The sequence below is a fragment of the Noviluteimonas caseinilytica genome (genome assembly GCF_018406605.1).
Classification (GTDB): Bacteria; Pseudomonadota; Gammaproteobacteria; order Xanthomonadales; family Xanthomonadaceae; genus Noviluteimonas; species Noviluteimonas caseinilytica.
This window is the reverse complement of sequence record NZ_AP024545.1, coordinates 3,043,408-3,068,842: the sequence shown is the minus strand read 5'-3', so window position 1 is coordinate 3,068,842 and position 25,435 is coordinate 3,043,408. Positions and strand designations below refer to the sequence as shown.

Genomic DNA, 25,435 nt, shown 5'->3' with positions numbered 1-25,435 from the left:
CCTGGCAGCCGCCGCGCGGTTCAGTCCAGGAACTTCGGCACGCCGACCTGCAGCCCCTTGCCCGGCAGCGCCATCAGCGTCGACGTGCCGTGCGCGACGAGTTCGTTGGCTTCGTCGTACACGGCGGCTTCCGTGTAACTGATCTGCCGTCCCGCGCGCAGGCAGCGGCCTTCCGCGCGCAAGTGTCCGCGCGTCACCGCTTTCAGGTAATTGAGCTTGAGGTCCACGTTCACCAGGCCCGCGTCTTCGGGCAGGCGCATGAAGGCCGCCCAGAACGTCGCGGTGTCGATCAGCGTCGCGAGCACGCCGCCATGCACGATGCCGAACGGTTGCATGTGGCGCAGCGCGAGTTCGAGGTCGATGCGGCAGCGATCGAGTTCGAGCTCGGCGATCTGCAAGCCGATCAATTCCGGATAGGGCGCGGCATGCACGCTGGCCTGGATGGCGGCGACGTAGGCGGGATTGGGGGTCATGGGCTTAGAGTACGTGGCGCGCAGGGGTGCGCGGACAGGGGTGACCGGGGATGCGGGATTTTGCACAAGCCTTCCGGACGGCGTGGCTTGCCATGCTGGTGTTCGTTGCCACGTCGGGGTGCGAGCGCGCCCCGCAGAGCGCACCGGCCTCCGGGGACGTCGCCAGCCTCCGTGGCACCTGGGTGTCGGACCGGCAGCGTTCGATGGACTTCAATCGCGCGAACGCGAAGCTCAAGCCCGAGACGATCGAATTCCTGGACCAGTTGCTCGGGCGCCAAACCCTTGCCTTCGACGACCGCACGATGCGCGCCGTGATGCCCGCGTTCCAGGTGTCGGTGAAAGGCAAGCAGTACGCCATGGCCGCCATGGACGAGCCGCAGCCCTACGAGGTGCTGCACGCAGGCGCGCACGTGGTGGTCGTGCGAAGCGAGTCGCGGTTCATCGGCACGCAGGTCACGACGTTCAATTTCATCGACGCAAACACGTTCTGGATCTACACGGGCGGGCCAGCCGGATCGGAGACGCCCGACCTGCACACGCGCGAGTATTTCACGCGTATCCGCGTGGAGCGCTCGCCCCAGCGGCCATAGCCACTCGTCGGCTCCCCCGACCGGGGGATGCCGAATCCGTTGACGTACTGTGCGACGTACAGTACTGTGCCGCGCCATGGGCACCCCCGACACCTTCGGAAAACTGGAACTCGAGCTGCGGCGCGGCGTGGTGGTGCTTGCCACGCTCTCGCAGCTGCGGGCCCCGCGCTATGGCTACGAGCTGCGCCAGGCGCTCTCGGAAAGCGGCATGCCGATCGAGGAGGGCACGCTGTATCCGCTGTTGCGCCGCCTCGAGACGCAGGGCCTGCTGAAGAGCGAATGGAAGATCGAGGACGGACCGCCGCGGCGCTACTACGCGCTCAATGCCGACGGCCGCAAGTTGCTGAAGAAGCTCACCGAATCCTGGCAGGGCATGAACTCCGCCATGGACCGACTCCTGGAAGAGGGCTGATCGATGAATGCGAACGACGTGATCGAGTCCTACGTCACCGACGTAGCCGTGCAGTTGCCGCGCAAGCAGCGCAACGATGTGGCGTTCGAATTGCGCGCGCTGCTCAACGAGGAACTGCAGGAACGCGCAGGCGATGCCGGGCGCGAGCCGGATGCCGAGATGGCGATCCGCATGCTGCGCGAACATGGCCGCCCCGCGGATGTCGCCGCGCGTTACCAGCCCACGCTGACGATCATCGATCCGGCCGACGGGCACGCGTTCGCGCGCGCCACGCTCCTCGGCCTGGCGGTGATCTGGGGCGTGGGCCTGTTCCTGCGCCTGCAGCAGCCGATCGGCACCGCCGGCGAATTCTGGACCGCACTCGGCCAGTGGTGGGGCGCGACCGTCGTGTTCTCGCTGTGGTGGCCGGGCATGTTGCTGCTGGGCTTCGCGTCGTCGGCGTGGCTGCGTCGCCGCTGGCCGCAGACGGGCGAGTGGAAACCGCGCGCGGGCGATCGCATCGCCGGCAGCCGCGCCTCGCTGGTGCTCGCGATCGTCGGCATCCTGTGCGGCCTGTACATCCTGGTGCAGCCGACGTGGTTGCTCGACGTGGTCTGGCGGGGCCACGCCGCGCCGGTGGCGTACCAGGCGCTGACGTACACCGACACCTTCCTCCATCGCCAGGCGCCGTGGCTGCTGCTGTTGCTGCTGCTCAACGTGCCGATGTTCCTGGTGGTGATCGTGCAGGGCCGCTGGACGCCGCGCATGCGCCGCATCGAAACCGTCGGCACGTTGCTGCTCTGCGCGGTGATGACGTGGGCGGTGCTGGATGGCCCGATCTTCATGACGAAGCCGAGCGACGAGATGACGAAGTTCTTCCTCGTGCTCATCACGGGCGTATCGCTGGCGACCGTGGCGATCCGCGAATACCGCGCGGTGCGCCCGAATCCGAAGGGCGAGGTCCATGCGGGACGTTGAGCGCATGGCCTCGATGGCGCGACGGCTGCTGCCCGTCGCGCTGTCAGTGTGTTGCACGGTGGCGATCGCGGCGAAGCCGGTGGCGCCGAAGCCCTTGGCGGATGGTGATTACACGTTCGCGCACCGGTTCGCCGAGCAGCCCAGCATGCCGAGCGTTTCGATGCACGTGCGCATCCGCAAGGGCCACATCGTGGTGACCAACGAATCGGTGTCGAGCGCCTTCGAAAAAGGCGTCGTCGACGAAGGCCTGCTGCTGTGGCATCCGGCAACGCAGCAATGGATCATCGGCGACACGCCGGCCGACGCGAAGGCCCCCGAAGTCGGCGGCTGTTCGGGCGGGCCCGAAGTGATCGACCTGGCGAAGCGGATCTACTGGACCTGTTGAATCGCCGGCGCTAGCGCGGCGGCGGCAACGACGCCATCACCTGCGTGATCCGCGCGCGGTCCGCATCGGTCAGCGGGCACCGCCGGCCTTCCGGCACCTGGTCGATGTTGTTCCGCGAGGCGCGCCGCACGCCGACCATGCGCTTGCCTTCGTACGCGCGCACCAGCAGGTACAGGTCCATCGGGTCGTCGCCCTTGCTGGCGCCCGCCGCGCATTGCAGTGTCACCGCCGCCATCACGCGCGCGATGCTCGGTGCATCGGTGAGGTCGGCCTTGGTCGTCGCGGCGCGCGGCAGGGAGTCGGCCGTGTGCGTTTCCTGGCTCGGCGCGTCGAAGTCGCGGAAGTAGACCTCCACGCGCGTCAGGTACTTCGCGTCCGGCATCGGTTTCGCGCAGCCCTGCAGCGCCAGCAACGCGGCGACGCAGCACGCGATGCGCCGAACCGACATGCACCTCCGCGGCGACACCTCACCCATTGCGCGGCGGCTGGAATCCGCCCTGCAACGCAATCTCCAGCGCATTGAGCAGCTTGCCGGTGCGCGGCACCGTGCCTTGCTTCGCAAGATCGGTCGCATCGTTGGCGTGCAGCGCCAGCCAGTGATGGAACACCTCGCCGAGCCGCGCCTTGTCCGGGTGCGTGGCGAACAGCGCAATCAGCGCCACGGTCGTGACGTCCAGCCCGACGTTCTGGTCGCGCAGGATCGCGTTGAGGTGTTCGAACTGTTCCGGGGTCATGGCGTTGCGATCACCGCGACGGAAACTTCTCGAACATCTTCGGCACGTACTGGCCGATCGCCGCGTCCATCGCTTCCGGGGTCTGCGGCACGTCGCCGTTGGCGGTGGCGCGCCAGAGCGCCCGCTTGGTCTTCGCGTCGTACATGTCCAGGACCAGCGTGCCGACGAGGTTGGTCTTCGGTACCGAGGTGCCGGTGCTGGTGCCGACGCCCGCGCCGCCGTTGTTGCCCCAGCCGCCGAGGCCGAAGCCCAGCGAGAAGTGGTTGTAGCTGACGTCCTCGCGCGTTTCGAGGTGGCCGACGAGCGCGATCTCGCCATCGGCGACGCGCTGCATGCCCTTGGCGGCCAGTTGCGCGTCGATGGCGCGCACGAGCTTGTCGCGCACGATCGGCGACTGCGTCTGCGGTTCTTCGACCCAGGTGTAGGTGCGGTAGTGCGTGAGGTCGACGCCGGCGGCCTGGTCGGTCTGCACGACCGGCTTGCCGCTCGCGCAGGCCGCGAGCATCGCCACCAGCACGATCGCCAACGTGTTCGGAATGCGTTTCATGGTGCGTCCCTCCCGGGATGGGTCTCCCGCTGTGCGACCGATCGTGCGCCAGGTCGGGGAAACCCGATGCGACGATGCCGCGGGCCGGGGCAGCGTATGACACCACCCAGGCCCGAGGCCTTTCCATTGGCTCTTGGGCTAACGCCGCCGGGAACGCCCGTGAACGTTCACAACGGCAGGTCGTAGAAGACCATCACGCGCAGGTCCTGCAGGTCCGTGTCGCCCCGGTCGTCGCGCGCCACGCGCGCGTAGCGCAGCCGGACGAGCAAGCCCTGCAGCGGGCCGTCCGGCGGCGACCACTGCACGTTGAAGTCCGTCTCGCCCTGCGCATGGGCCGACGGCGCATCCGGATCGGAGCCGGCGACGTGCAACGCGTACGCGCTGAAGCCGGTGTGCCCGGGGAAGGTGTATTGCGCGCGCAGCAGCCAGGCGTCTTCGCCGGCGCGGTTGAAATCCTCGACCTGCACGCTCGTGTAGCCGGGATAGCCGCTCCACGGCGCCGTCATGTCGTGGTCGCCGCGCGCATCGGTGTAGCCGGCCGTGAGCAAGGCGCCGGCGACCGCGAGGTCCGCCTTCAGCCCCCACTGGTGCGCATCGAACGCGCTGCCGGTGAGACGGTGGTTGCCGACGCTGCGCTGGTCGGAATACTGCGCGGCCACCTCCAGCGTGGCGTGTTCGCCCAGCGGAAACCCGTACTTGGCTTCGGTGTAGAAGATATTGATGACATTGCTGCTCCAGTAATCCACCGCGCCCAGCGACACGTCCCCGAGGCTGTAGTTGAGGCCGGCCGCGTACACGCCGCGCTTGATGTCGGCGCCTGCGTCGGTGGACATCGACACGAATTCGTCGCTGTTGCGTTCCTTGATCTTGTCGAAGTAGCCCGCGCCCCAGCGCCATTGCGCGGTCCGTTCGCCATCGCCGTGCAGGCCCTGCACCACGGCGGCCAGGAACGTGTTGGGCGCCATGCGCGAGTCGTTCCTGTTGAGGTAGGGCGTGTCGAAGCCGCGCGCGCCGACCGTCATCTGCACGTCGTCGGCCAGCAGCACTTCGGCATAGGCCTCGCCGAGCACGGCGAAGCCCTGCTGGCCGGGCTTGAGCAACGTGGTGCCGTCCTTGTCGTCCGGCGCGTACAGCGGCGCGGAGCCGTACACGGTCGCGCCGAAGGCGACGCGATCCCGGAAATACCCCGTCTTCAATCCCGCCGAACCGCCGAGCGCCCACGCTTCGCTTTCGCTGTCGTCGTACTTGTCGCGGTCGAGGTAGTAACTGCGGAGCTGGACGGTCCAGTCGGTGTCTTCCCACGCCTTGCGGCGCGTGTCGCGCACCCAGTCGTCGTGCGACTTCGGGCCGAAGCTCTGGTCCAGGTGCGTCTGGCCCTGTTCGGTGGAGTCCTGCGGCTGGTCGATGTCGCCGGGCGGCGTGGCCTGTTGCGCGAACGCGCACGTCGCCGTGCACAGGCCGGCGGCCGCCGCGAGGACGACGCGCCATCGACGGCCGGGGTTCATCGCGTTCCGCAACGCCCGCTCGTGTCCCGAACGGGCAATTGCCCGCCGCCTGCCCCTGCGGGAGGCTCGTGCGGACCGCGGCGGCGGAGCATTGCCATGTCCATTCCCGTAGCTGAGCTTTTCAGGATCCTCGTTGTCGGCGAACAGAACGCGCCCGTCAAGGAGATCATCGAAGACGAACTGCGTTTCACCGTCACGCTGGTGCCCGCGGCCCGCGCCGCGGAAGCCATCCGCGGCGGCGCGGACCTCGGGGCGATCGTCGTGTCGGAAGGCGACGCCGGCGACGTGGTGGCCGCGCGCAACGACCGCGGCATGCGCATGCCGATCTTCCTGCTCGGCGCGCGCGATGCGGGCACGTTGTCGGCGCCGTACCTCGGCGCGCTCGACGGCATCCTGGTGGAAGGCCTGGAAAGCCGGAACTTCTACGAGAAGCGCCTCGTCTCGGAAGTCGAACGCTACGCGCAGTCGCTGATGACGCCGTTCTTCGGCGCGCTGATGCAGTACGACTACGACGCCAACCGCACCTGGGCGTGCCCCGGCCACCAGGGCGGCCAGATGTTCCGCCACCACCCGGCGGGGCGCCTGTTCTACCAGCACATGGGCGAGAACGTGTTCCGCGACGACATCTGCAACGCGATGGTGTCGCTCGGCGACCTGCTGATCCACGAGGGGCCGGCCCTCGAGGCCCAACGCGCCGCCGCACGCGTCTTCGGCGCCGAGCGCACGTACTTCGTGCTCAACGGCACGTCCACGTCGAACAAGGTGGTCAACACCGCGCTGCTGCGCGCAGGCGACATCGTGTTGTTCGACCGCAACAACCACAAGTCCAACCACCACGGCGCGCTGGTGATGGCCGAGGCGATCCCCGTGTTCCTGGAAGCGGACCGCAACGGCTTCGGCCTGGTGGGGCCCGTCGACTGGAGCGCACTGGACGAAGACACCATCCGCGCGCGCATCCGCGCCCATCCCCGGCTGCGCGACACCGACCGCTGGAAGCAGCCGCGCCCGATCCGCGTGGCGATCATCGAGCAGTGCACCTACGACGGCACCGTGTACAACGCGCGCAAGGTGCTCGAGAAGATCGGCCACCTGTGCGAATACATCCACTTCGACGAAGCGTGGGCGGGGTTCGGCGCGTTCCATCCGTTGATGGAGGATCACTTCGCGATGGGGCTGGCGCTCAAGCCCGGCGATCCCGGCGTGATCGCGACCCAGTCCACGCACAAGCAACTGGCGGGGTTCTCGCAGGCTTCGCAGATCCACGTGCGCGATGCGCACATCGCCGACGAACCGTTCCGCGTCGGGCATCGGCGCTTCAACGAAGCGTTCCTGATGCATGCGTCCACGTCGCCGTTCTATCCGCTCTTCTCCAGCCTCGACATCAACGCGCAGATGCACGGCGACAAGGCCGGCCGCGTGTTGTGGGACGACGCGGTGCGCCTCGGCATCGAAGCGCGCAAAGCCGTGCGCCGGCGCTTCAGCGGATTCGTCGACGCGTTCGTGCCCGACGTGGTCGACTACCAGGGCGCGCGCGTGCCGTGGGAAGACGTGCCCACCGACGTGTTGGCCCGGGAACAGCGCTACTGGCAACTGGAACCGGGGCAGACCTGGCATGGCTATCGGCATCTCGGCCAGGACGCCGCGATGCAGGACCCGACGAAGCTGCTGCTGACCACGCCGGGCATCGACGTGCGCACGGGCGACTACGCCGGCACCGGCATCCCCGCCACGATCCTGGCCAACTACCTGCGCGAGAACCAGGTCATCCCGGAGAAGAACGACCTCAACAGCATCCTGTTCCTGCTCACGCCCGCGGTGGGCGAGGGGAAGATGGCGATGTTGCTCGCCGCGCTGGAGAACTTCCGCGAACACGTGGCGCTCGACAGCCCGCTGCAGGCGGTGCTGCCGATGCTGTGCCGGCGCTTCCCGCAACGCTATGCGGGCTACACGATCGGCCGGCTCGCGCAGGAGATGCACGAGTTCTACGTCTCGCGCGGGATCAAGGACCTGCAGCGCGAAAGCTTCCGCTACGAATCCTTCCCCGAGCAGGCGATGTCCGCGCGCGCGGCGAACGCGGCGCTGGTCGGCGGCGACGTCGACATGGTGCCCATCGCGGAGGTGTCCGGCCGCGTCGCCGCCACGCTGGCGCTGATCTATCCGCCGGGCATCGGCATCATCGTGCCGGGCGAGCGCTGGGACGAACGCGCGAAACCGATGGTCGATTACTTCCTCGCCTTCGAGGAAAGCGCCAACCGCTTCCCGGGCTTCGCCAACGAAGTGCAGGGTGTGTACGCGATCGAAGACGGCGGGCGCGTGCGGTTCCACACGTACGTGGTCTCGCGCAAGCTCGACGGTGGCTGAGGCGATGGCCTGGCGCACGCGCAGGTTCCAGCAGATCCTCGAGCCGGCCGACCGGATCGCCGAGGTGATGTTCGGGCTGATCATGGCGCTCACGTTCACCGGCTCGCTCAGCATTTCGGACGCGGGCCGCAACGATGTGCGCGCGATGCTGATCGGCGCGCTGGGCTGCAACATCGCGTGGGGCCTGATCGACGGGATCTTCTACGTGATGATCGGGTTCGCCGATCGCCGCGGCGATTCGCTGGCGGTGCAGGCGGTGCGCGAGGCCACCGATCCGGCGCAGGCCCGGCAGCTGCTGTCGAAGGCGCTGCCCGACGAAGTCGTCGCGGTGTTGACCGACGAGCAACTCGAACGCGTGCGCGTCCGCCTGTCGGACGTGCCCGCTGCCGCCATGCCGCCGCCTCGCATGGGCGTGCGCGACCTGCTGGCGGGGCTCGGCGTGGCGTGCCTGGTGTTCGGCAGCACGCTGCCGATCGCGCTGCCGTTCCTGGTGTTCCACGAGGTGCCGCTGGCCATGCGCGTGTCCAACGGCATCGCGATCGCGATGCTGTTCGTCGCCGGCGCCCTGTACGCGCGCGCCGTGGGCGGCCGGGGGTGGCTCATCGGATCGATCATGGTGGTGCTGGGCTGCGTGCTCGTGGCCATGACGATCGCGCTCGGCGGCTGAGCCGCCGCATTGGGCAAACGGCCAATTGCTGGGGCCATGCGGCAGGTCTAGGGTCCGTCCGAGTCTGGACGCGTCCGGGAAGCGACATGAACACGACGGCCACCGCAACGAGCTCCGCCACTTCCACGCCCGCCACCAAGAAGATGAGCCTCGTGCAGCTCACGCTGCTGGTGGCCGTCAACATGATGGGCTCGGGCATCATCATGCTCCCCGCGAACATGGCGCAGGTGGGCGCGATCTCGCTGCTGTCGTGGGGCGTGACCGCGCTGGGCTCGATGGCGATCGCCTACGGGTTCGCGCAGGCGGGCGTCTTCAATTCCAAGGCCGGCGGCATGGCGGCGTACGCGGAGGACGCGTACGGACGCGATGGCTACTTCCTGACGTTCTTCCTGTACTTCCTGTCGCTGGCGATCGGCAACGTCGCCATCGCGATCTCCGCCGTGGGGTACCTGGCGGCCTTCATCCCGTGGCTGTCCTCGGCCCCGATCGCCACGTGCATCGGCGTGATCGTGCTGGTGTGGCTCACCACCGTCGCCAATTTCGGCGGCCCGAACATCACCGGCAAGATCGGCAGCATCACGGTGTGGGGCGTCATCATCCCGGTGGCGGGCATCTGCGTGATCGGCTGGTTCTTCTTCAGCGGCACGACGTTCAAGCAAGCGTGGAATCCGCAGGGCCTGAGCCTCGGCGCCGGCATGGGATCGAGCATCGCGCTGACGCTGTGGGCGTTCCTGGGCATGGAGTCGGCGGCGCAGAACTCCGATGCGGTGGAGAACCCGAAGCGCAACGTGCCGCTGGCGTGCATGTTCGGCACGCTCGGCGCGGCGGTCGTCTACATCCTGTCGACCACCGTCATCCAGGGCATCGTGCCCAACAAGCTTCTCGCCGCCTCGACGGGTCCGTTCGCCGACGCGTATGCGCAGATGTTCGGCGGCACCGTGGGCACCATCATCCGCGCGCTGGCGATCCTCGCGTGCCTGGGCTCGCTGCTGGGCTGGCAGTTCACGATCGCGCAGACCGCCAAGACGGCGGCGGGCGAAGGCCTGTTCCCTGCGTTCTTCGCCAAGACCAACCGCATGCTCGCGCCGGTCACCGGCATGATCGTGATGGGCGTGGTGCAGACCATCCTCGCGCTGTCGACCATTTCGCCGTCGCTGAGCGAGCAGTTCTCCGCGCTGGTGGGCCTGGCCGTGGTCACCAACGTCATTCCCTACATCATCGCGCTGTCGGCCCTCGGGGTGATCATGCGCAAGGCCGGCGGCGTCCCGCAGGGCACGTACCGCAAGAACATGTTCGTCGCCGTCGTGGGCATGCTGTACAGCACGTACGCGATCTACGCGTCGGGCGGAGACGCCGTGATGGGCGGCACCATCGTGATGGCGCTGACCTTCATCATCTACGGCTTCATGGCAACCAAGTCCCCGCCGCCGGCGAGCACCGGCCCCGCGCGCACGGCATGACCAAGGCGCAAGCGCCCGCGATCTGGAGGTATTCCATGCACACCGCCCGCACTCTCGCGTTCGCATCCACGGCCCTGGCGCTCGCGATGCTCGCCCCCATGCCGGCGCAGGCCCAGGCCACCTTCGCGCATGCGCGGGACGCCGGCACGCTGTCGTTCGGTTACCTGCCGGGCGCACGCCCGCTGACGTGGCGCAACGACTCGGGTGCCGCGGAAGGCTATGCCATCTCGCTGTGCCGCCTCGTCGCCGAAGCGGTGCGCCTGCAGCTCAAGCAGCCCGGCCTGAAAGTGGAGTTCGTGCCGCTTGACGAAGATCCGGCGGCGGCGCTCGCCGCGGGCCGCATCGACATGTCGTGCACGCCGATGCAGGCGACGCTGACGCGCCGCGCGTCGGTGGACTTCTCCATCCCGGTCATGCCGGGCGGCACCGGCATCCTGGTGCGCAAGAACGTCTCGCCCGCGCTGCGCAACCTGCTGGAAGGCCGCAAGCCGGGCGCGCAACCGATCTGGCGCGGCTCGCCGCAACTGGCGGCGCTGCAGCAGCGGGACTTCGCGGTGGTGCCGGGCACGGCGTCGGCGAAGTTGCTGGAGGCGCGCCGGCAGGAGATCGGTGTCAACTTCAAGATCACGCCCGTGACCAGCATGGCCGAAGGCCTGGCGCGCGTGGTGTCCGGCAAGTCCGATGCGCTGGTGTCGGACCGCAACGTGCTGATGGACCTGGCGCGCAACGGGCAGGGCGCGGGCGACGTGATGGTCATCGATCGCGAGTTCGACCCGACGTCCTACGCGTTCGCGCTGCGGCGCGGCGACGAGGACTTCCGGTTGCTGGTCGACCGCGTGCTGAGCCGCACGTATCGCACGGGCAAGTTCGAGCAGCTGTACGCGACGCACTTCGGCCCCGCCGGCGAATCCACGCGGATGTTCTTCCGCCGCCTCGCCGAACCCGACTGAGCCGATCCGTTGCAACCACCGACAGCGGCGCCGCTTGCGGCGCCGTTTGCGTTGCACCTACCCGACGCGGGGTTGTCCGTCCTGCAGGCGCACCAGCGCGAACAGCGGCGTGGTCAGCAGCAACGCGATCATCGCCTTGAACACCAGGTCGTGCGATTGCCCGATCGCGACGCCGACGCAGTACAGGCACGCCGCGACGCCGACGACGATCGAGGCCGCGAGGTGGTCGGTCCGGTGCGCGGCGCGATCCATCCGCCACATCGCCATGACCGAATAGATGTACGGCAGCGCCATCAGGATGACCGTGGCGTTGGTGATGCGCGAGAACTGCTCGGACAGGGTCGGCGACGCGGTCAGGATCACCAGCGCCGTCATCAGCACGCCGGTGACCACCAGGTTGCGCGCCGGCATGCCGTTCGCGTTGAGGCGCGAGAACGACTGCGGGAACATGCCGTCGGTGGCCGCCGCCTGCGACGACTGCGCGGCGATCAGGATCCAGCCCACCAGCGAGCCCGATGCCTTGAGGATCGCGGCGATGGCGATCACGCTGCCGGCCCACGGGCCGAGCATCACGCTGGCCACTTCGGCGAAGGGCGCATGCGAGGACTGCAACTGGGCGTTGGGCAGGATGCCCATGATCACCGTGCAGCACGAGACGTAGATCACCGCGGAGATAGCCAGTCCCATGATCGTGGCCAGCGGCACGTTGCGCTTCGGATTCTCGATCACGCCCGCCGACACCGCCGCGCTCTCCACCCCGAGGAACGCCCACAACGCGATCGACGCGCTCGTCATCACGGCCGATGCGGCGGGCATGTTCGACGGATTCCATCCCGCATCGAACACGCCGCGGTCGAACCAGAACCAGCCGAGCAATCCCACGACCGCGACCGGCAGGATGCCGGCGACCGTGGTGATCGTGGTGAAGTGCCCGACCGACGACGCGCCGCGCGTGTTGAGCCACACGAACAGCCAGATCACGAGGATGGTGCAGATGCACGCCGGCACCGGCGATTCCAGGACGTGTGCGAACACGGCGAGATAGCCCGTCACCGACACCGCGATCGCCACGTTGCCCAGCACGCTGGCGCCCCAGTAGAGCGTGTTCGTCTGGAACGCCGCGAAGGGACCGACGGCATCGCGCGCATACGCGTACGGTCCGCCGGCTTTGGGTGCAGAAGAACTCAGGCGCACGAACACCAGGCCGAGCGCCGTGGCGCCCAGCGTCGACACCAGCCACCCGAACACCGAAATGCTGCCGACGGCGGCCAGGCTGGACGGCAGCAGGAACAAGCCCGTGCCGACCATGTTGGCGACGACCAGCGACGTCGCCGCCACCAGCCCCATCTTCTTGTCGCCGGTGCCGCCGTGCATGCCGCTAGTCCTTCACGCACTGCACGTAGTACTCGCCGTCGTGCACTTCCACGCCGTGCGTGTCGTGGCCGAAGCCGGGGAAGGTCTTGTCCCAGCTCTTGAGCGCTTTCAGGTATCCGATGTACGGCCCGTCCGCCGCGCCCGCGGTTTCGCCGGGCATCATCATCGGAATGCCGGGCGGGTAGGGCACGACGCTCGTGGCGATCGTGCGGTCGGCCAGCTGCGACAACGGCACGCGCTCGATGCGGTTGCGGATGAGCGCCTGGTACGCATCGGCCGGCGACATGCGCGCTTCGGGGATCGACTGGAACGCCTTCTGCAGGTTCTGCATCTGCGAGGTGCGGCGCAGCTCTTCGAACATGCGATCGCCCAACCCGCGCAGCCCGAGGCCGGTGTAGGTGTCCGGATAGTCGGCGACGAGGTGCGGCATGATCCGCGACAACGGCGTGTCTTGGTCGTAGTCGTGCTTGAAGTCGAGCATCGCCGCGAGCAGCGTGCTCCACTTGGCCTTGGTGATGCCCAGCGAGAACAGGAACAACACGCCGAAGTCGCTGGTCTTCTCCACTTCGATGCCGCGCGCGTGGAGGTAGGCGGTGAGCAGCGAGGCGGGGAAGCCCTTCGGCCCGAGCGACCCATCGTCCTGCACGCCCGGCATCAGCACGGTGACCTTGATCGGATCGAGCATGCAGTAGTCGTCTTCGAGGTCGTCGAAGCCATGCCACGCATCGCCCGGATGCAGCACCCAGCACTGCTGGTCGGTGCCCAGCAGTTCCGGAGATGCGTCTTCGAAATTCACGCGCTTGCCGCTGGACGGGTCGTGCACCGTGTCGGCATTCCAGGTGCGGAAGAACCAATCCTTCTTCGCCTCCGCCTGGCGGCGCAGCCGGCCGACCAGCTGGCGGAAATGGATCGCCTCGTCGATGGACTCGCGCGTCAGCGCCGCGCCGCTCGCGCCGTCCATCATCGTGGCGGCCATTTCGTTGGACGCGATGATCGGATAGAACGGCGACGTGGAGCCGTGCAGCATGAAGGTTTCATTGAAGCGCGGATGCGGGATCGCGTTGCGGCCATCGCGCACGTGGATGTACGAGGCCTGCGAGAACGCGGCCAGCAGCTTGTGCGTGGAATGCGTGCAGAACACCGTGGGGCCGTTCGGATCGTGCGCCGACGGATCCCCGCGCATCGCCATGCGCCCGGCATACAACGGATTGAACCGCGCATAGCCGAACCACGCTTCGTCGAAATGCACCCGGTCCACCCACGGTCCGAGCTGCGAGAGCACGCGGTCCACCTTGTAGCAAAGCCCGTCGTACGTGGAATTGGTGACCACGGCGAACGCGGGCTGCTGGTCCTCCAGGCCTTTCGACAACGGCGTGTCCGCGATCGCCTTGCGCACCGTCTTCTCGTCGAAGCGCCCGGGATAGATCGGCCCCATCAGGCCGTACCGGTTGCGCGAGGGGATCATGTACTGCGGGATGCCGCCGCTCATGATCAGCCCGTGCTCGAGCGACTTGTGGCAGTTGCGGTCGCACAGCACCACCTGGTCGCGGCCGATGCACGCCATGAAGATGATGCGGTTGGACGTGGACGAGCCGTTGGTGACGGTGTAGCTGCGGTGCGATCCGAAGATGCGGGAGATGTACTTCTCGCTCTCGCCGATCGGACCGGTGTGGTCCAGCAGCGAGCCCAGGCTGCCCACGCTGATGGACAGGTCGGTGCGGAACACGTTCTCGCCGTAGAAATCGAAGAACGCGCGCCCGGCCGGGTGCTTGAGGAACGCGGTGCCGCCGGTGTGCCCCGGCGTGTGCCACGAGTACGCGTGCACGCGATGGAACCGCGAGAGCGCGGTGACCATCGGGCCGAACAGGCCCTCGGCGTAGATGCGCATGGCGGATTCGACGCGGCCGCACATGAAAGGCGCCGTGTCCTCCAGCAGCCACACCAGTTCGTCGATTTGCCGCAGCTTCTCGGCGTTGAGCGTCTTCGCCTTTTCCGGTTCGGTCAGCAGGAAGATGGGCACGCGCTCGTTGCGCGCGCGGATCGCATCGACCAGCGCGGCCGCATCGCCCGACGCGTCGTCGCCCACGGGCATCGACCAGTCGACGAGCATGGCGTGCAGCCCGGTGTCGGAAGTGGCAATCCCTTGCGCGTCGCTGCCTTCGGCGGCGGTCACCGTCTCGACGTTGCGGCGCGCGAATTCCTCGGCCAGCGCCGCGCACGCGCGTCCGCTCGCGGTGTCGGTCCCGACCTGCCGATGGGCAATGAGGACGCGGAAACGTTGGGGCTGGTCGGTGCTGGCGCGCATTGCGTTCTCCTTCAGCGCCCCGAGGCGAGGGCGTCGTTGGCGACGACCGTCGCCCACATGTCGCCGTTGGCGTCGGGATGGATGTTCTGGACTTCGCGGCTGAAGCCCGGGAAGCGCTTGCCGAATGCTTCGACGGCTTCGAGGAACTTCAGGATGGTGCCGCCCTTGGGGTCGACGCGTTCGCCCGGCATCAGCACCGGGATGCCCGGCGGATACGGGACGATCATCAGCGCCGCCACGCGGCCGGGCAGGTCGCGGATGCGCACCTCTTCGGTGCGGCCGTGGATCAGGTGCTGGTAGGCATCCGAAGGCGTGAGCACCTGTTCGGAAATGACTTCGCCCGCGTGGTTGGCCATCGCCTGCAGGTCGAGCTCGGTCATCGCCTGGTGCATTTCTTCGCACAGCCCGCGCAACGTCATCGTGCCGTAGCGGTCGGGGTAGGCGCGCGCGAGTTCCGGCAGGGCTTCCTCGATCGATGCGTCGCGGTCGTACAGGCGCTTGAACGCGAGCAGCGTTTCGAGCAGCGTGCCGGACTTGCCTTGCGTGGTGCCGACGGAGAACAGGATCAGCACCGTGTAGTCGCCCGTGCGCGCGATTTCCTGGCGCCGCGCATCGAGGAACTTGCTGAGGATGGTGCCGGGGATGCCGAGCTTGGCGATCTTGCCCTGCGCGTCGGTGCCGGGGCACAGGATGGTGACCTTGGTGGGGTCGAGCATCGCGAAGTCGTCGGCGACCACTTCATCCGGCAAGCCGTGCCAGTCCTCGCCCACGCGCATCGTCCAGCACTGCGCGTCGTTGCACAGCGTGTCGGTCGGTGCCTCCTGGAAGGGGACCTGCTTGCCGTCGATGCGCACGCTGTCGGGCTGGTAGAGCCTGAAGCTCCATTCGCCTGCCTTCGCGTAGCGCGCGGCCGCGGCGGCGACGCGCTTGCGGAAGTCGATCGCATAACCGACGGTCTCTTCCAGCAACGCCGGCCCGGTGGGTGCATCCATCATCGCGCTGGCGATGTCGAGCGAGGCGATCAGCGGGTAGAACGGCGAGGTGGTGCCGTGCATCATGAAGGCCTCCTTCAACGGAGACCATGCGACCTTGCCGCGCTCGCTGTTGCTGACGTGGATGTACGAGGCCATCGAGAAGGCCGGCAGCATCTTGTGCGTCGACTGCACGCTGAAGACCGTCGGGCGCTTCGGCATGTCGCGCGGTACGCCCATGGCGTAGCGGTGGCGGTACAGCGGATGGAACTTGCCGTACGCATACCAGGCTTCGTCGAAGTGCACGCGCGGCACGCTGTCGGACAGCAGCTTGGCGACGCGATCCACGTTGTAGAGGATGCCGTCGTAGGTCGGGTTGGTGACCACGGCATGCACCGCTTCGGTGGAACGCGCGCCCTTCGACAACGGCGAATCCTTCACCAGCCCCGCGATGTGCGCGGCGGTGAAGCGGCTTGGCGGAATCAATCCGATCATGCCGTAGCCGTTGCGGCTCGGCTGGAAGTACACCGGCCGCGACCGCGCGAGCGTCATCGCGTGGTTCAGCGATTTGTGGCAGTTGCGATCCACCACCACCATCTCGTCCTGGCCCACGCAGGCCTGGATCACGATGCGGTTGGAGGCGGACGAGCCGGCGAGCACGTAGAACGTCCAGTCGGCGCCGAACACGCGCGCGGCCATGCGCTGCGATTCCGCCGGCGGGCCTTCGATGTCGAGCCACGAGCCCAGCTCGACGTTGGAGATGCCGATGTCGGCGCGCATCAGGTTCTCGCCGAAGAAGCGATGGAACTCCGCGCCGGCCGGATGCTTGAGGTAGGCCGCGCCGCCCATGTGTCCGGGCGCATCCCACTGGTAGGTGCCTTCCTCGGTGAGTTTCTTCAGCGCCTTGAAGTAGGGCGGCAGCAACGCTTCGTGGTATTCGTCGATGGCGAACTGCGCGCGGCGCGCGAAGAACTCGGGCGTCTCGCCGGCGAGGTTCACGTACTCGCGCACTTCCGAGACGATGCTCCAGGGGATGGAACCCTCGGTGAGGTCGCGCGTCAGCAGGAAGATCGGGATGCGCAGCGACTTGCGGCGCACCGCGTGGATGATCGCGAGCACTTCGTCTTCGCGCGGCTTCGCGGTCTCGCCGAGGTTCCAGTCGATCGCCACGCCCGAGTAGGTCGCCGAACCGCGCGCCACGCCCAGGCCGTCCTCCCACGAATGCGTGGGCACCACCTCGATGCCTTGCTGCTTCATCGCCTCGCCGAGGCGTTGCAGCGCGAAGCGGAACACCGATCCGCTGTCCGGCGGGTCGCTGGTGACCACGAGGATCCATGGGGCGTTCATCGACATTGCGGCAGCCCTCAGGGGTTGAGGTCGTAGCGGAAGGTCATCTGCAGGCGTTGCGCATCGCCGGTATCACCGGCCAGGGTCTTGTTGTGTCCCCACAGCCATTCGGCGCCGACCATCGCGCGCTCGCTGAACTGCCAGGCGACGTTGAGCGAGGCGTACTGCGTGGTGTCGGGCAACGACTGGTCGATGAAGACGTTGAAGTCCGGGTTGATGTTCAGGTAGCCGTACGACGCGCTCGAGCTGACCGCGTCGCTCCAGGCGTGCGTGTAGCCCATGCCCCAGGCGTAGGCGTCGGTCGCCTCCAGGTCCAGCGATGGGTTGAACGCCGCATCCAGGCCGAAGCCGGTGATGTCCTGCAGGAAGTTCGCATAGCCCTTGCCCGTGCTCACCCAGCCCTGGACGCTGTCGTCGCCGAACACGCCGGCGGCGAAGGTCAGTTGCGTGGCGTAGGCTTCGGTGGAACGCGTGCGGTCGCTCGAGGCGCTCTGCACTGCCAGGTTGCGGAACAGGTTGGACCACTGGATGTGCCAGTCGGGGGCTTCGTAACGCAGGCCCAGGGTCACGTCCGGGTATTTCGAATACGTCTGGTTGTCGCTGATGAGCGCGATGTCGGCGTTGGGTTTTTCCAGCGTCATCGGCAGCGTCAGGCGGCCTTCGCCGTGGCGCCAGATGACCGGCGTGTAGCGGAACTGCGGCGCGTACTTGAAGGTGAAGGAATTCGGGCCCTCGTAATCGAGCGTGTTGGGGAACACGCTGATGTCGGTGAAGCCGGACAGGTAGTAGCCGGCGAGGATCGAGTAGTCCTTCGCTTCCAGTTCGCCGTACAGGTACTGCAGGTTGTAGTCCATGTCCGGACCGCCGAACCCGAAGAAGTTGTTCTTGTAGACGACCTTCAACAGGCCATAGGGCGTGTCGCGGCGGAAGTCCATGCGCACCACGCTCTGCTTGGCGCTGAGGTTGCTCTGCATGTGCGAGTCGTGGAAGGGCTGGCCTTCCACCGGGATGCCCGCCGGGATGAACAGGTCCTTGTAGGGCATCAGCTTGTTGTCGAACATCATGTCGGTCTGCGCGACGACATCCAGCTTCACCATGTTCCCCGAATCGCCCAGGCGCACGTAGCCCGAGGGTGGCGGCTCTTCGACGCCGGCCAGCGCCGAGGGCGGCTTGTGGATGCGCGAGGCCGGTTCCTGCTGCGGGATGTCGGCGTCGGTGACCGGCTGCGCCGCGGCGGCGACCGCGGGCGCGACGGTGGGCGCGGCGGCGGCCTGCGCCTGCTGCGTCGTCTCCAGTTCCGACAGGCGCTGCTGCATCTGCTGCATCGCCTGCTGCTGCTGTTGCAGCTGCGCCTGCATCTTCGCGATCTGTTCCTTCAGTTCGGCCGTGGTGGCGTCCTTCGATTGCGCGGCGGCGACGCCGGGTGCGATCGCGGCGGCCAGGGCAACGCCGAGCAGATGCAACTTCATCGATGCGATTCGATCCTGCGGGGAGCGCATGGCAGTCTCCTTCCGGTGGCAGTCGGGCACGCGTCCGCTACGCGCGGACGGCGGTTGGGACGAGGGACGGGCGGCTTACAACCACGCGCGATCCCCGGTGAAATCGATGGTGAGCCACGTCGTGGCGGTGTCCTCGCCCAGGCGCGCGGCGATCTCGTCGCGCAGCGCATCGGCCATGGAAATCGGTGAGAACACGTGCGTGTCCGGCAGCAGCACGTGGATCTCGATGAACTGCCCGCGCCCGACTTTCTGCACGTGGCTGGCGTAATCCAGGAAGCCGCGCTCGGCCATCACCGCATCCATCACCGCGCGCACCTTGCGGTCCAGTTCGGTGGGCGCGACCTGCAGGATTTCGCGGAACGCGCGCACCGTGCCGAGCAGCGGCACCGGCAGCGTGACCATCGAGACCGCCAGCAGCACCGCCGGATCCACGAGCGGGATCCAGCGCGCGAAGCGCGTGCCTGCCATCGCGATCGCCAGCCCGAAGCCGGCGAGCAACGCGAAGCTGAGCATCGCGCTGACCATCCACGTGCGCGAATCCATCGCCAGCAACGGCGAGCCCAACCTGCGCGATTGCCTGCGCATGAACGTGGACATGCCGATGCCGACCACGCCCAGCGTCGCCGCCCAAGCGATCGCGGTGCCGAATTCGATGACATGCCCGCCGCGCAGCAGACCCTCGACCGCATCGATGCCCGCGTACACGCAGGCCGTGGCGAGGATCGCGCCGCCGACGGTTTCCACCAGCGGTTCCAGGTGCCAGAAGCCGTACTGGAAACGCCGGCTCGCCGGGTTGGACAGCAGGCGCGAGACGGTGAGCGAGCCCGTCGTCACCAGCACGTCGATCAGGCTGTAGATGCCATCGAACATGATGGCCGAGGCGTTGAGGATCCAGCCCGCGATGAGTGCGCCGGCGCCCACGAGCGTCGTGACGAAGATGGACGCCCGGAGCAGTCGTTGTTCGGCGCGCGTATCCATGGCTATCCCGCGCCGGAGCGGTCGGCGAACCGCTCAGGCATTCCATCGCGATGGCGTTTTCGAGGCTCATGGCTGCAACCTCGACGCTATACCCGCGGCATACCTCGCTCAATTGGACGTTTGCCCAACGCGCGCGCATGGATTGCGCGCGCTGCTGCCGGTGGCGACGACGTTGCGCCGCGGCGTCAGGGCTTGGCGGCCACCGCGTCGTCCGGCACTTCCTTCCACGCACTGTCGGGGTCGTAGGTCTTCATCGCCTTGACGGTGCTGTCGGTCTGCTGGCCGAGGTCGCGTTCGAACACCTGGCCGTCGTAGCCGATCATGAAGGTCATCACGCCGGTTTCGCCGTACTCGGCGGGCCACGCGACCAGCGCGTAGCCGCGGCTCATGTTGTCGCCGAACTTGTAGTCGAACGCGCCACCCGGCGCGGACGGCCCTTGTGCGGTGAGGATGCGGAAGCGATAGCCGTGGAAGATGCCCTTCGGCGTGTCGTCGCCGAACAGCGGGCCGAGCGGGCTGATTTCGCCGCTGTCGTCCTCGGCCCAGTACAGGCCGTCGTGCTTGCCGTCGGTGCTGGTGAACTTCTGCGCGTACTCGAGCACGCCGTCGCCGTCGCGGTCCTTTTCGGCGTAGTCGTCCTGCGCGTCCTTGTAGGCGCGCACCGCCTGTTCGACGTCGAGTTCGTTGCGGCCGATGCGGCGCGTGCGGATTTCATCCTGGCCGGCGGCCAGGTCGAAGTGCCACCCGCTGCCGTCCTTCGTCAGCGGGACCGGGAGCGAGTAGGGATCGTTGCCGACGACGAGGGTTTTGCGTCCGTCCTTGCGCGCTTCATACGCGTGCTTCTCGCGGTACTTCACCAGGAACGCATCGACGTCCTTGCGATCGATGCCGCCGACGGGCACGTAATCCTTCCAGCCCGCGCCGAGCACGGTGGCGAGCTTCGCCTGGTCGGCGTGGTCCTGGCCGAGCGCCGCGACGAGTGCGTCGCCGGCGGCGTCGGGCGAGGGGTAGGCCTGCTGTGCGAACGCGGTCGACGCGCACGCGAGCGATGCAGCAAGCAACGACATCCGGATTGTCTGGATCGTGTTCATCGACGACGCCCTCCGCCACCACCGCCACGCGCTGGTCGGCTCATCGAGCGACCCGCTCCGGAACTCCTGCCCGCACCCGACCGGCTGGAACTGCCGCGGTTGGACGCCGCGCGCGATGCGCCGGAATTGCCCGCACCGGAGAACGCGTTGTTGCGCGACCCCCCGTAGCTGCCGCCGCCGCCGTACTGCGAACGCGCTGCATCCCGCGAGCCCATGTTGGTCGCGCCGTTCTGCCGGTACGACGACGACGCGGAACCACCGGGTCCGCGATCCACGCGCCCGCCACCGGCCTGCGACGAACGCGGATCGCGCGACGCGGTGTTGGAGAAGTCGCGTGCCTGCTGGTTGTTGCGCGCCGGCTGCATGCCCTGGCGTTCCATCGATTGCCGCGCCTGCGAGCGGCGCGCATCGTCGCCGCGGAAGCCGGCGCGATTCTCCGCACCCGCCTGGCGGTTGCCGAATTTCTCGCGGCTGGCCTGGTCGCGGTAGGGCACGCCGTCGCGACGCGAACTGTCGTGCTGGAACCTGCCGTTGTTGTTTTCCCGGTTGGCGACGCGGTCGCTGCGGTTGCCGCGATCCCCGCGCTCGCCGCGTTCACGGTCGATGTTGCGTTCGAAGTTGTTGTAGCGGTTCGAATTGATGTTGATGTCGCCGTTGCCCCAGTTGCAATCGCCCCACAGGCCGCCGGCGATGCCGATGCCGATGCCCCACATGATGCCGCCCACGAGCGCGGCGCCGGGATACCAGTACGCGCCCGGCGGGTAGTAGTAGGGCGGGTAGGCGGGATAGCCCCACGCGCCGTACATGTACGAGGGGTCGTACGTGGGCACGTAGACCTTCTCCGGCTCCGAGGACTCGATGATGATCGTCTGCGGGTACGCAGCGGCAGCGGTACCGGTCGCGGCTTCCTGCGACACCTTCTGGTGCTCGTCCGACTTGAGGTTGCCCGCGGCCTGCGCCTTGCGGCGCAATTCCTGCACGGTGTTCATGACGTCATCGGGCTGGGCCAGGAACGCATCGCCGAGCTTCTGCGTCCACGCGATGTCGTGCCCGAGCATCAGCACCACCTGCGGAAATGCGACCAGCGCCTGCACGCTCGGATCCCAGTCTTCCGTCGCGACGCCCTTGACCGCGGCGTCGCCTTTCACGTCGGGATGTGCCTTCGACCACTTGGCCGCATCGGCGACATCGCCCGGATACGTCGAGGCCATCAGCACCTGCGCGAGCAGGGCGTCGGGATACAACGCGACGGGCGCGAGCGCCTGGGCGAGTTCTTCTTTCGAGAACACGTCCTGCTGCGTCAGCGTCGACGGCGTTGCGGTCGACTGGCCGGCGGGTGGCGCGGCCTGCGCGCGTGCATCGACCGCGATGCCCATGGCCAGCACGCATGCGGCGAGTGCCGTGATGCGCAACGCCAGCAAGGGCGCGTCGCGCCGCGTTGCGGTGTGCGTCCGTGGGGTGTCCATGCGGTCCTCCTTATGTGGAATCAGCAGCTGTAGGGAATGACGACGGGAAGAATGTGATGTGGCGGCCAACGGTCGGGTCATCTACGTGAAGCCGCGGGGGCGAGCATGCGCAACGCCTGCAAGAGTTCTTCGTCGTCGACGGGTTTGGTCAGGTACGCGCGCGCACCTTCGGCGAGGCTGCGCGCGCGGTTGGCGGGCGTGTCGTTGCCGGTGAGCACCACGACGGGGATCGGCGCTTCGCGCACCGCGAGCGCCTTCTGCACGTCGAAGCCCGACATGCCCGGCAGGTGCAGGTCGAGGATCACGCCGTCGATGCCCTCGAGGTGTTCCATGAAATCACTGCCACTCGCGAAGAGGCGGGATTCGAATCCCGACAGGCCGAGCAGCCGCTCCAACGCTCGGCGAACGCCGGGTTCGTCGTCGACGATCGCGATGACGGGCGCGCGCGACTGCATGGCGCGGACGCTAGGCCCGCGCAGCGCCGCGTTCAATTGGGCGTTGGCCCAACGGGCGCTGGCGCGATGCGCTGGCGTTCGACGAGGCGCACCAGGTCGGCCAGGCTGTGCAGGCCCAGCTTTTCCATCACGTGCATGCGATGCACCTTCACGGTCTTCTCGACCACGCCCAGCTCCGCGGCGATCTGCTTGTTGAGCTTGCCCGACACCAGCCACGGCAGGATCTCGTGCTCGCGCGGCGTCAGCCGGTCCAGCGCGGCACGCACGCGGGCGTCGTCGGCGGCACGCGCGCGTTGCGCGAGGTCCTGCTCGATCGCGCGTTGCACGGCGCCGAGCAGGGCATCGGCATCGACGGGCTTGGTCAGGAAGTCCACCGCGCCGTGTTTCATCGCATTCACGCTCGAGGGCACGTCGCCGCAGCCGGAGAGGAACACCACCGGCACCGGCACGGCGCTGCGATGCAGGGCCTCCTGCAATTCCAGGCCGCTTTCGCCCGGCATCGCCAGGTCCAGCACGAGGCAGCCCGGCACGTCGGCGTCGTAATGCGCCAGGAATTCCTTCGCCGAGGTACTCGAAGTGGTGGCGATGCCCTCGATCTCGAACAGGCGCGCCAGCGATCGCAGGATGCGCGGGTCGTTGTCGACCAGGTGCACGACGGGCGTCATCGCGCTCATTGCACGCGCGCCGGCAGTTCGAAGCCGACGCACGCGCCGCCTTCGGGCACCACGCGCGCGGACACGCGCCCGCCGTGGGATTCGATGATGTTGCGGCAGACCGCCAGGCCCATGCCCATGCCGCCTGGCTTGGTGGTCTCGAACGGTTCGAACATCACCGGCAGGATCGCCGGGTCGATGCCGTGGCCGTGGTCGATCACGTCCACGCGCACGCTGCCATCCTCGCTGGCACGCGATCGCACGCGCAGCAGGTGCGGGCCTTCGGTGTCTTCCATGGCGTCGCACCCGTTGATGACGAAGTTGAGGAGGACCTGCTGCAGCAGGATGCGGTCGCCATCGATCGCCGGCAGGTGGCCGGCGAGTTCGAGCTGCACGTCCACGCCGCGGTGCAGCAGGTCGTTGCGCACCAGGTGCAGCGCATCGATCACGACCTCGTTGACGACCAGCGGCACGTGGTCGGCGTGTTCCTTGCGCAGCCACTGGCGCAACCGGTGGATCACTTCGCCCGCGCGCCGGCCTTCGGCCACGATGTCGGCCAGGATTTCGTCGAGCACCCGTTGCGAGGCCTCCGCGCCACGCGCCCGCAACAGGCGCTGCGCGGCCTGCGCGTTGGTCAGGATGGTCGCGAGCGGCTGGTTGAGTTCGTGGGCGAGGGCGCCGGAGAGTTCGCCCAGCATCGCCACGCGCGAGAGGTGTGCGATCTCGTCGCGCTGGCGCGCCGCTTCGTGTTCCCGGCGCCGCCATTCAGCGACGTCGGCCAGCACCAGCAGCAGGACATCGCGACCCGCCAGTCGCACGGAGCGGGCTTCGACGCCGATGGGCGTGAGCCGGCCGTCGGGTTGCACCGCGGTCTGCTCGCCATCGTGCCCGCAACCCGGCAATGCGTCGTGCACGTGGATCCCGTGCAGGCCTTGCGGCGGGTCGCCCAGCATGTGCGCTGCGGTCGCGTTCGCCACGGCGATGTAGCCGTTCGCGTCGATCAGCAGCATGCCCGTCGGCGCGGCATCGAGCAGGGCGCGGACGTCGTCGGGCGTGGCATGCGCGAGCAGCGAGGCATCGCTGCTGAATGCGCGACGCCGGGGCGATTGGCCCATGCGGTGCAGCAATCCCCAGACGTGCGAAATCCCGGCGCGCAACCCGGGGCCGGGCGGATCGGTGACGCGACCGGGTAACTGGTTTTGACCCATAACCGCGCGTTCCTGACCGCGAATTACGGTGGTCGGTGATGTCCCTATGCAAGATGCACAACGCCAGCATCTTCGGTGGGAGGACATCCATCCAGCGGGTGACCGACGAACGGTCATGTGTCCCGAAGGTCACCTATCGCAGCCCTTGCAGCGGGCATACCATCGGCCCACGCAGGACTGAGCAGTACCAACCTAAGGGGAAGGGAACCGCCATGAAGATCGCAGGTCTTTCGGTGTTGACGCTCGGGTTGCTCGCCATCGCACCATTGCATGCGCAGCAGATCACGCCGCTGGATACGGTGAGTTTCCGCATCGGCGGTTACATCACCTCATGGGATACGAAGGTGCGCGCCGACGGCACGACCTCGCGCGGCACCGACGTGGATTTCAAGCGCGACTTCGGCCTCGACGACAGCGCCGCCATCGGCTACGTCGGCGTCACCTGGCGGCCGTGGGAGAAGCATGAATTCGGCCTCACGTACTACCAGAACGATGCCGACGCCACGCGCACCGTCACGCGCGACATCACTTTCAAGAACACCACGTACCGCACCAACAGCATCGTCAGCGCCGACGTCGGCATCGATGCGTACGAGGCGTACTACGTGTGGTGGGCCGCATCGAAGGAAAACTGGGCGCTCGGCCCGCGCGTGGGCATGATCTGGTATCGCATGGATGCCGCGCTCGCGTTGCAGGTGGATGCCTCGGGCACGACCGTCGGCGGCGCGGTGCGCGAAGACGCCTCGGCCGACCTGCCCTCGATCACGATCGGCGGTGCATGGCGCTGGACGCCGGGCGGCCACGGCCAGTGGCGCATCGGCGCCGACGCCGGTTACTTCCAGGCCAACGTCGACAACGTGGATGCCAACGTGACGTTCGGACGCATCGGCGTGGAGTGGTTCCCGTGGGAGCGCTCGGGCTTCTCGTTGGATTACACCGTCAGCAAGATCAACGCCGACGCGAAGAAATCCGATTTCCTCGGCAACGTGGATTTCGTCGACAGCGGCCTGAAGCTGGGTTACGTCTATCGCTGGTAAGCGGTCCAAC

Annotated in this window: 24 protein-coding genes; 9 read left to right on the top strand and 15 right to left on the bottom strand. The window is 67.7% G+C overall.

Annotated features, from left to right (window positions below):
* Positions 1 to 20: 20 nt before the first annotated feature.
* Positions 21 to 473 carry a PaaI family thioesterase gene (locus LYSCAS_RS14990; RefSeq protein ID WP_213434848.1) on the bottom strand — a complete coding sequence of 151 codons (453 nt, stop codon included), beginning with the start codon at positions 471 to 473 and terminating at the stop codon, positions 21 to 23.
* Positions 474 to 565: 92 nt separating this feature from the next.
* On the opposite strand from LYSCAS_RS14990, the gene LYSCAS_RS14985 reads away from it, so the two are divergent.
* From LYSCAS_RS14985 to LYSCAS_RS14970, 4 genes are all read left to right on the top strand, one after another.
* Entirely contained in the window at positions 566 to 1,063 is a 498-nt protein-coding gene (locus LYSCAS_RS14985) for a hypothetical protein (RefSeq protein WP_213434847.1), read from the top strand.
* Between the two features lie 76 nt (positions 1,064 to 1,139).
* Positions 1,140 to 1,475 (top strand): PadR family transcriptional regulator, encoded by a 336-nt coding sequence (locus tag LYSCAS_RS14980; protein ID WP_213434846.1) that lies wholly within the window; start codon positions 1,140 to 1,142, stop codon positions 1,473 to 1,475.
* A 3-nt stretch (positions 1,476 to 1,478) separates the two neighbouring features.
* The gene (locus LYSCAS_RS14975; protein WP_213434845.1) at positions 1,479 to 2,432 is read left to right on the top strand and encodes a hypothetical protein; all 954 of its coding nucleotides are present in this window, start codon (positions 1,479 to 1,481) and stop codon (positions 2,430 to 2,432) included.
* A complete protein-coding gene (locus LYSCAS_RS14970; RefSeq protein ID WP_213434844.1) occupies positions 2,419 to 2,817 on the top strand; it encodes a hypothetical protein in 399 nt (132 codons plus the stop codon). Before LYSCAS_RS14975 ends, LYSCAS_RS14970 begins: the two co-directional genes overlap by 14 nt.
* 10 nt (positions 2,818 to 2,827) lie before the next feature.
* Here the strand turns inward: LYSCAS_RS14970 and LYSCAS_RS14965 are convergent, their stop codons facing one another.
* From LYSCAS_RS14965 to LYSCAS_RS14950, 4 genes are all read right to left on the bottom strand, one after another.
* Entirely contained in the window at positions 2,828 to 3,265 is a 438-nt protein-coding gene (locus LYSCAS_RS14965; RefSeq protein ID WP_213434843.1) for a hypothetical protein, read from the bottom strand.
* Positions 3,266 to 3,284: 19 nt separating this feature from the next.
* A complete protein-coding gene (locus LYSCAS_RS14960; protein WP_213434842.1) occupies positions 3,285 to 3,551 on the bottom strand; it encodes a hypothetical protein in 267 nt (88 codons plus the stop codon).
* A gap of 10 nt (positions 3,552 to 3,561) precedes the next feature.
* Positions 3,562 to 4,098 (bottom strand): DUF4136 domain-containing protein, encoded by a 537-nt coding sequence (locus LYSCAS_RS14955; protein ID WP_213434841.1) that lies wholly within the window; start codon positions 4,096 to 4,098, stop codon positions 3,562 to 3,564.
* A 167-nt stretch (positions 4,099 to 4,265) separates the two neighbouring features.
* Positions 4,266 to 5,603, bottom strand: a complete 1,338-nt coding sequence (locus tag LYSCAS_RS14950) for an OprD family outer membrane porin (RefSeq protein ID WP_213434840.1) — start codon at positions 5,601 to 5,603, stop codon at positions 4,266 to 4,268.
* A gap of 96 nt (positions 5,604 to 5,699) precedes the next feature.
* Here LYSCAS_RS14950 and speC point away from each other — a divergent pair, with 96 nt between their 5' ends.
* The 4 genes from speC (at position 5,700) to LYSCAS_RS14930 (ending at position 11,041) form a co-directional block, all read left to right on the top strand.
* Entirely contained in the window at positions 5,700 to 7,964 is a 2,265-nt protein-coding gene (gene speC, locus LYSCAS_RS14945; protein ID WP_213434839.1) for an ornithine decarboxylase, read from the top strand.
* Between the two features lie 4 nt (positions 7,965 to 7,968).
* Entirely contained in the window at positions 7,969 to 8,631 is a 663-nt protein-coding gene (locus LYSCAS_RS14940; RefSeq protein ID WP_213434838.1) for a VIT1/CCC1 transporter family protein, read from the top strand.
* Between the two features lie 86 nt (positions 8,632 to 8,717).
* Positions 8,718 to 10,091 (top strand): putrescine-ornithine antiporter, encoded by a 1,374-nt coding sequence (gene potE / locus LYSCAS_RS14935; protein WP_213434837.1) that lies wholly within the window; start codon positions 8,718 to 8,720, stop codon positions 10,089 to 10,091.
* Between the two features lie 35 nt (positions 10,092 to 10,126).
* On the top strand, positions 10,127 to 11,041 hold the full coding sequence (locus tag LYSCAS_RS14930) for an amino acid ABC transporter substrate-binding protein (RefSeq protein ID WP_213434836.1): 915 nt from the start codon (positions 10,127 to 10,129) through the stop codon (positions 11,039 to 11,041).
* A gap of 57 nt (positions 11,042 to 11,098) precedes the next feature.
* Here the strand turns inward: LYSCAS_RS14930 and LYSCAS_RS14925 are convergent, their stop codons facing one another.
* The 10 genes from LYSCAS_RS14925 to LYSCAS_RS14880 all read right to left on the bottom strand — a co-directional run bounded on the left by LYSCAS_RS14925 (position 11,099) and on the right by LYSCAS_RS14880 (position 24,295).
* Positions 11,099 to 12,415 carry an amino acid permease gene (locus LYSCAS_RS14925; RefSeq protein WP_213434835.1) on the bottom strand — a complete coding sequence of 439 codons (1,317 nt, stop codon included), beginning with the start codon at positions 12,413 to 12,415 and terminating at the stop codon, positions 11,099 to 11,101.
* A gap of 4 nt (positions 12,416 to 12,419) precedes the next feature.
* Entirely contained in the window at positions 12,420 to 14,720 is a 2,301-nt protein-coding gene (locus LYSCAS_RS14920) for an Orn/Lys/Arg family decarboxylase (protein ID WP_213434834.1), read from the bottom strand.
* Positions 14,721 to 14,731: 11 nt separating this feature from the next.
* The gene (locus LYSCAS_RS14915; RefSeq protein ID WP_213434833.1) at positions 14,732 to 17,044 is read right to left on the bottom strand and encodes an Orn/Lys/Arg family decarboxylase; all 2,313 of its coding nucleotides are present in this window, start codon (positions 17,042 to 17,044) and stop codon (positions 14,732 to 14,734) included.
* A gap of 11 nt (positions 17,045 to 17,055) precedes the next feature.
* Entirely contained in the window at positions 17,056 to 18,507 is a 1,452-nt protein-coding gene (locus tag LYSCAS_RS14910) for a DcaP family trimeric outer membrane transporter (RefSeq protein ID WP_213434832.1), read from the bottom strand.
* A gap of 105 nt (positions 18,508 to 18,612) precedes the next feature.
* Entirely contained in the window at positions 18,613 to 19,515 is a 903-nt protein-coding gene (locus tag LYSCAS_RS14905; protein ID WP_213434831.1) for a cation diffusion facilitator family transporter, read from the bottom strand.
* A 185-nt stretch (positions 19,516 to 19,700) separates the two neighbouring features.
* Positions 19,701 to 20,606 (bottom strand): DUF2950 domain-containing protein, encoded by a 906-nt coding sequence (locus LYSCAS_RS14900; protein WP_213434830.1) that lies wholly within the window; start codon positions 20,604 to 20,606, stop codon positions 19,701 to 19,703.
* Positions 20,603 to 22,072, bottom strand: a complete 1,470-nt coding sequence (locus LYSCAS_RS14895; RefSeq protein WP_244858572.1) for a DUF3300 domain-containing protein — start codon at positions 22,070 to 22,072, stop codon at positions 20,603 to 20,605. Before LYSCAS_RS14895 ends, LYSCAS_RS14900 begins: the two co-directional genes overlap by 4 nt.
* A 77-nt stretch (positions 22,073 to 22,149) precedes the next feature.
* Positions 22,150 to 22,527, bottom strand: a complete 378-nt coding sequence (locus LYSCAS_RS14890) for a response regulator transcription factor (protein ID WP_213434829.1) — start codon at positions 22,525 to 22,527, stop codon at positions 22,150 to 22,152.
* Between the two features lie 32 nt (positions 22,528 to 22,559).
* On the bottom strand, positions 22,560 to 23,201 hold the full coding sequence (locus tag LYSCAS_RS14885) for a response regulator transcription factor (protein WP_213434828.1): 642 nt from the start codon (positions 23,199 to 23,201) through the stop codon (positions 22,560 to 22,562).
* Positions 23,198 to 24,295, bottom strand: coding sequence for a PAS domain-containing sensor histidine kinase (locus LYSCAS_RS14880; protein ID WP_213434827.1), 1,098 nt, complete (start codon positions 24,293 to 24,295; stop codon positions 23,198 to 23,200). The genes LYSCAS_RS14885 and LYSCAS_RS14880 overlap by 4 nt, the downstream gene beginning before the upstream one ends.
* A 305-nt stretch (positions 24,296 to 24,600) precedes the next feature.
* On the opposite strand from LYSCAS_RS14880, the gene LYSCAS_RS14875 reads away from it, so the two are divergent.
* The gene (locus tag LYSCAS_RS14875; RefSeq protein ID WP_213434826.1) at positions 24,601 to 25,425 is read left to right on the top strand and encodes a hypothetical protein; all 825 of its coding nucleotides are present in this window, start codon (positions 24,601 to 24,603) and stop codon (positions 25,423 to 25,425) included.
* Positions 25,426 to 25,435: the final 10 nt, after the last annotated feature.

Coding starts and splice junctions, on each gene's coding strand:
- LYSCAS_RS14990 (WP_213434848.1), bottom strand. CDS start 473: ATGACCCCCAATCCCGCCTACGTCGCCGCCATCCAGGCCAGCGTGCAT.
- LYSCAS_RS14985 (WP_213434847.1), top strand. CDS start 566: ATGCTGGTGTTCGTTGCCACGTCGGGGTGCGAGCGCGCCCCGCAGAGC.
- LYSCAS_RS14980 (WP_213434846.1), top strand. CDS start 1,140: ATGGGCACCCCCGACACCTTCGGAAAACTGGAACTCGAGCTGCGGCGC.
- LYSCAS_RS14975 (WP_213434845.1), top strand. CDS start 1,479: ATGAATGCGAACGACGTGATCGAGTCCTACGTCACCGACGTAGCCGTG.
- LYSCAS_RS14970 (WP_213434844.1), top strand. CDS start 2,419: ATGCGGGACGTTGAGCGCATGGCCTCGATGGCGCGACGGCTGCTGCCC.
- LYSCAS_RS14965 (WP_213434843.1), bottom strand. CDS start 3,265: ATGTCGGTTCGGCGCATCGCGTGCTGCGTCGCCGCGTTGCTGGCGCTG.
- LYSCAS_RS14960 (WP_213434842.1), bottom strand. CDS start 3,551: ATGACCCCGGAACAGTTCGAACACCTCAACGCGATCCTGCGCGACCAG.
- LYSCAS_RS14955 (WP_213434841.1), bottom strand. CDS start 4,098: ATGAAACGCATTCCGAACACGTTGGCGATCGTGCTGGTGGCGATGCTC.
- LYSCAS_RS14950 (WP_213434840.1), bottom strand. CDS start 5,603: ATGAACCCCGGCCGTCGATGGCGCGTCGTCCTCGCGGCGGCCGCCGGC.
- speC (WP_213434839.1), top strand. CDS start 5,700: ATGTCCATTCCCGTAGCTGAGCTTTTCAGGATCCTCGTTGTCGGCGAA.
- LYSCAS_RS14940 (WP_213434838.1), top strand. CDS start 7,969: ATGGCCTGGCGCACGCGCAGGTTCCAGCAGATCCTCGAGCCGGCCGAC.
- potE (WP_213434837.1), top strand. CDS start 8,718: ATGAACACGACGGCCACCGCAACGAGCTCCGCCACTTCCACGCCCGCC.
- LYSCAS_RS14930 (WP_213434836.1), top strand. CDS start 10,127: ATGCACACCGCCCGCACTCTCGCGTTCGCATCCACGGCCCTGGCGCTC.
- LYSCAS_RS14925 (WP_213434835.1), bottom strand. CDS start 12,415: ATGCACGGCGGCACCGGCGACAAGAAGATGGGGCTGGTGGCGGCGACG.
- LYSCAS_RS14920 (WP_213434834.1), bottom strand. CDS start 14,720: ATGCGCGCCAGCACCGACCAGCCCCAACGTTTCCGCGTCCTCATTGCC.
- LYSCAS_RS14915 (WP_213434833.1), bottom strand. CDS start 17,044: ATGTCGATGAACGCCCCATGGATCCTCGTGGTCACCAGCGACCCGCCG.
- LYSCAS_RS14910 (WP_213434832.1), bottom strand. CDS start 18,507: ATGAAGTTGCATCTGCTCGGCGTTGCCCTGGCCGCCGCGATCGCACCC.
- LYSCAS_RS14905 (WP_213434831.1), bottom strand. CDS start 19,515: ATGGATACGCGCGCCGAACAACGACTGCTCCGGGCGTCCATCTTCGTC.
- LYSCAS_RS14900 (WP_213434830.1), bottom strand. CDS start 20,606: ATGAACACGATCCAGACAATCCGGATGTCGTTGCTTGCTGCATCGCTC.
- LYSCAS_RS14895 (WP_244858572.1), bottom strand. CDS start 22,072: ATGGACACCCCACGGACGCACACCGCAACGCGGCGCGACGCGCCCTTG.
- LYSCAS_RS14890 (WP_213434829.1), bottom strand. CDS start 22,527: ATGCAGTCGCGCGCGCCCGTCATCGCGATCGTCGACGACGAACCCGGC.
- LYSCAS_RS14885 (WP_213434828.1), bottom strand. CDS start 23,201: ATGAGCGCGATGACGCCCGTCGTGCACCTGGTCGACAACGACCCGCGC.
- LYSCAS_RS14880 (WP_213434827.1), bottom strand. CDS start 24,295: ATGGGCCAATCGCCCCGGCGTCGCGCATTCAGCAGCGATGCCTCGCTG.
- LYSCAS_RS14875 (WP_213434826.1), top strand. CDS start 24,601: ATGAAGATCGCAGGTCTTTCGGTGTTGACGCTCGGGTTGCTCGCCATC.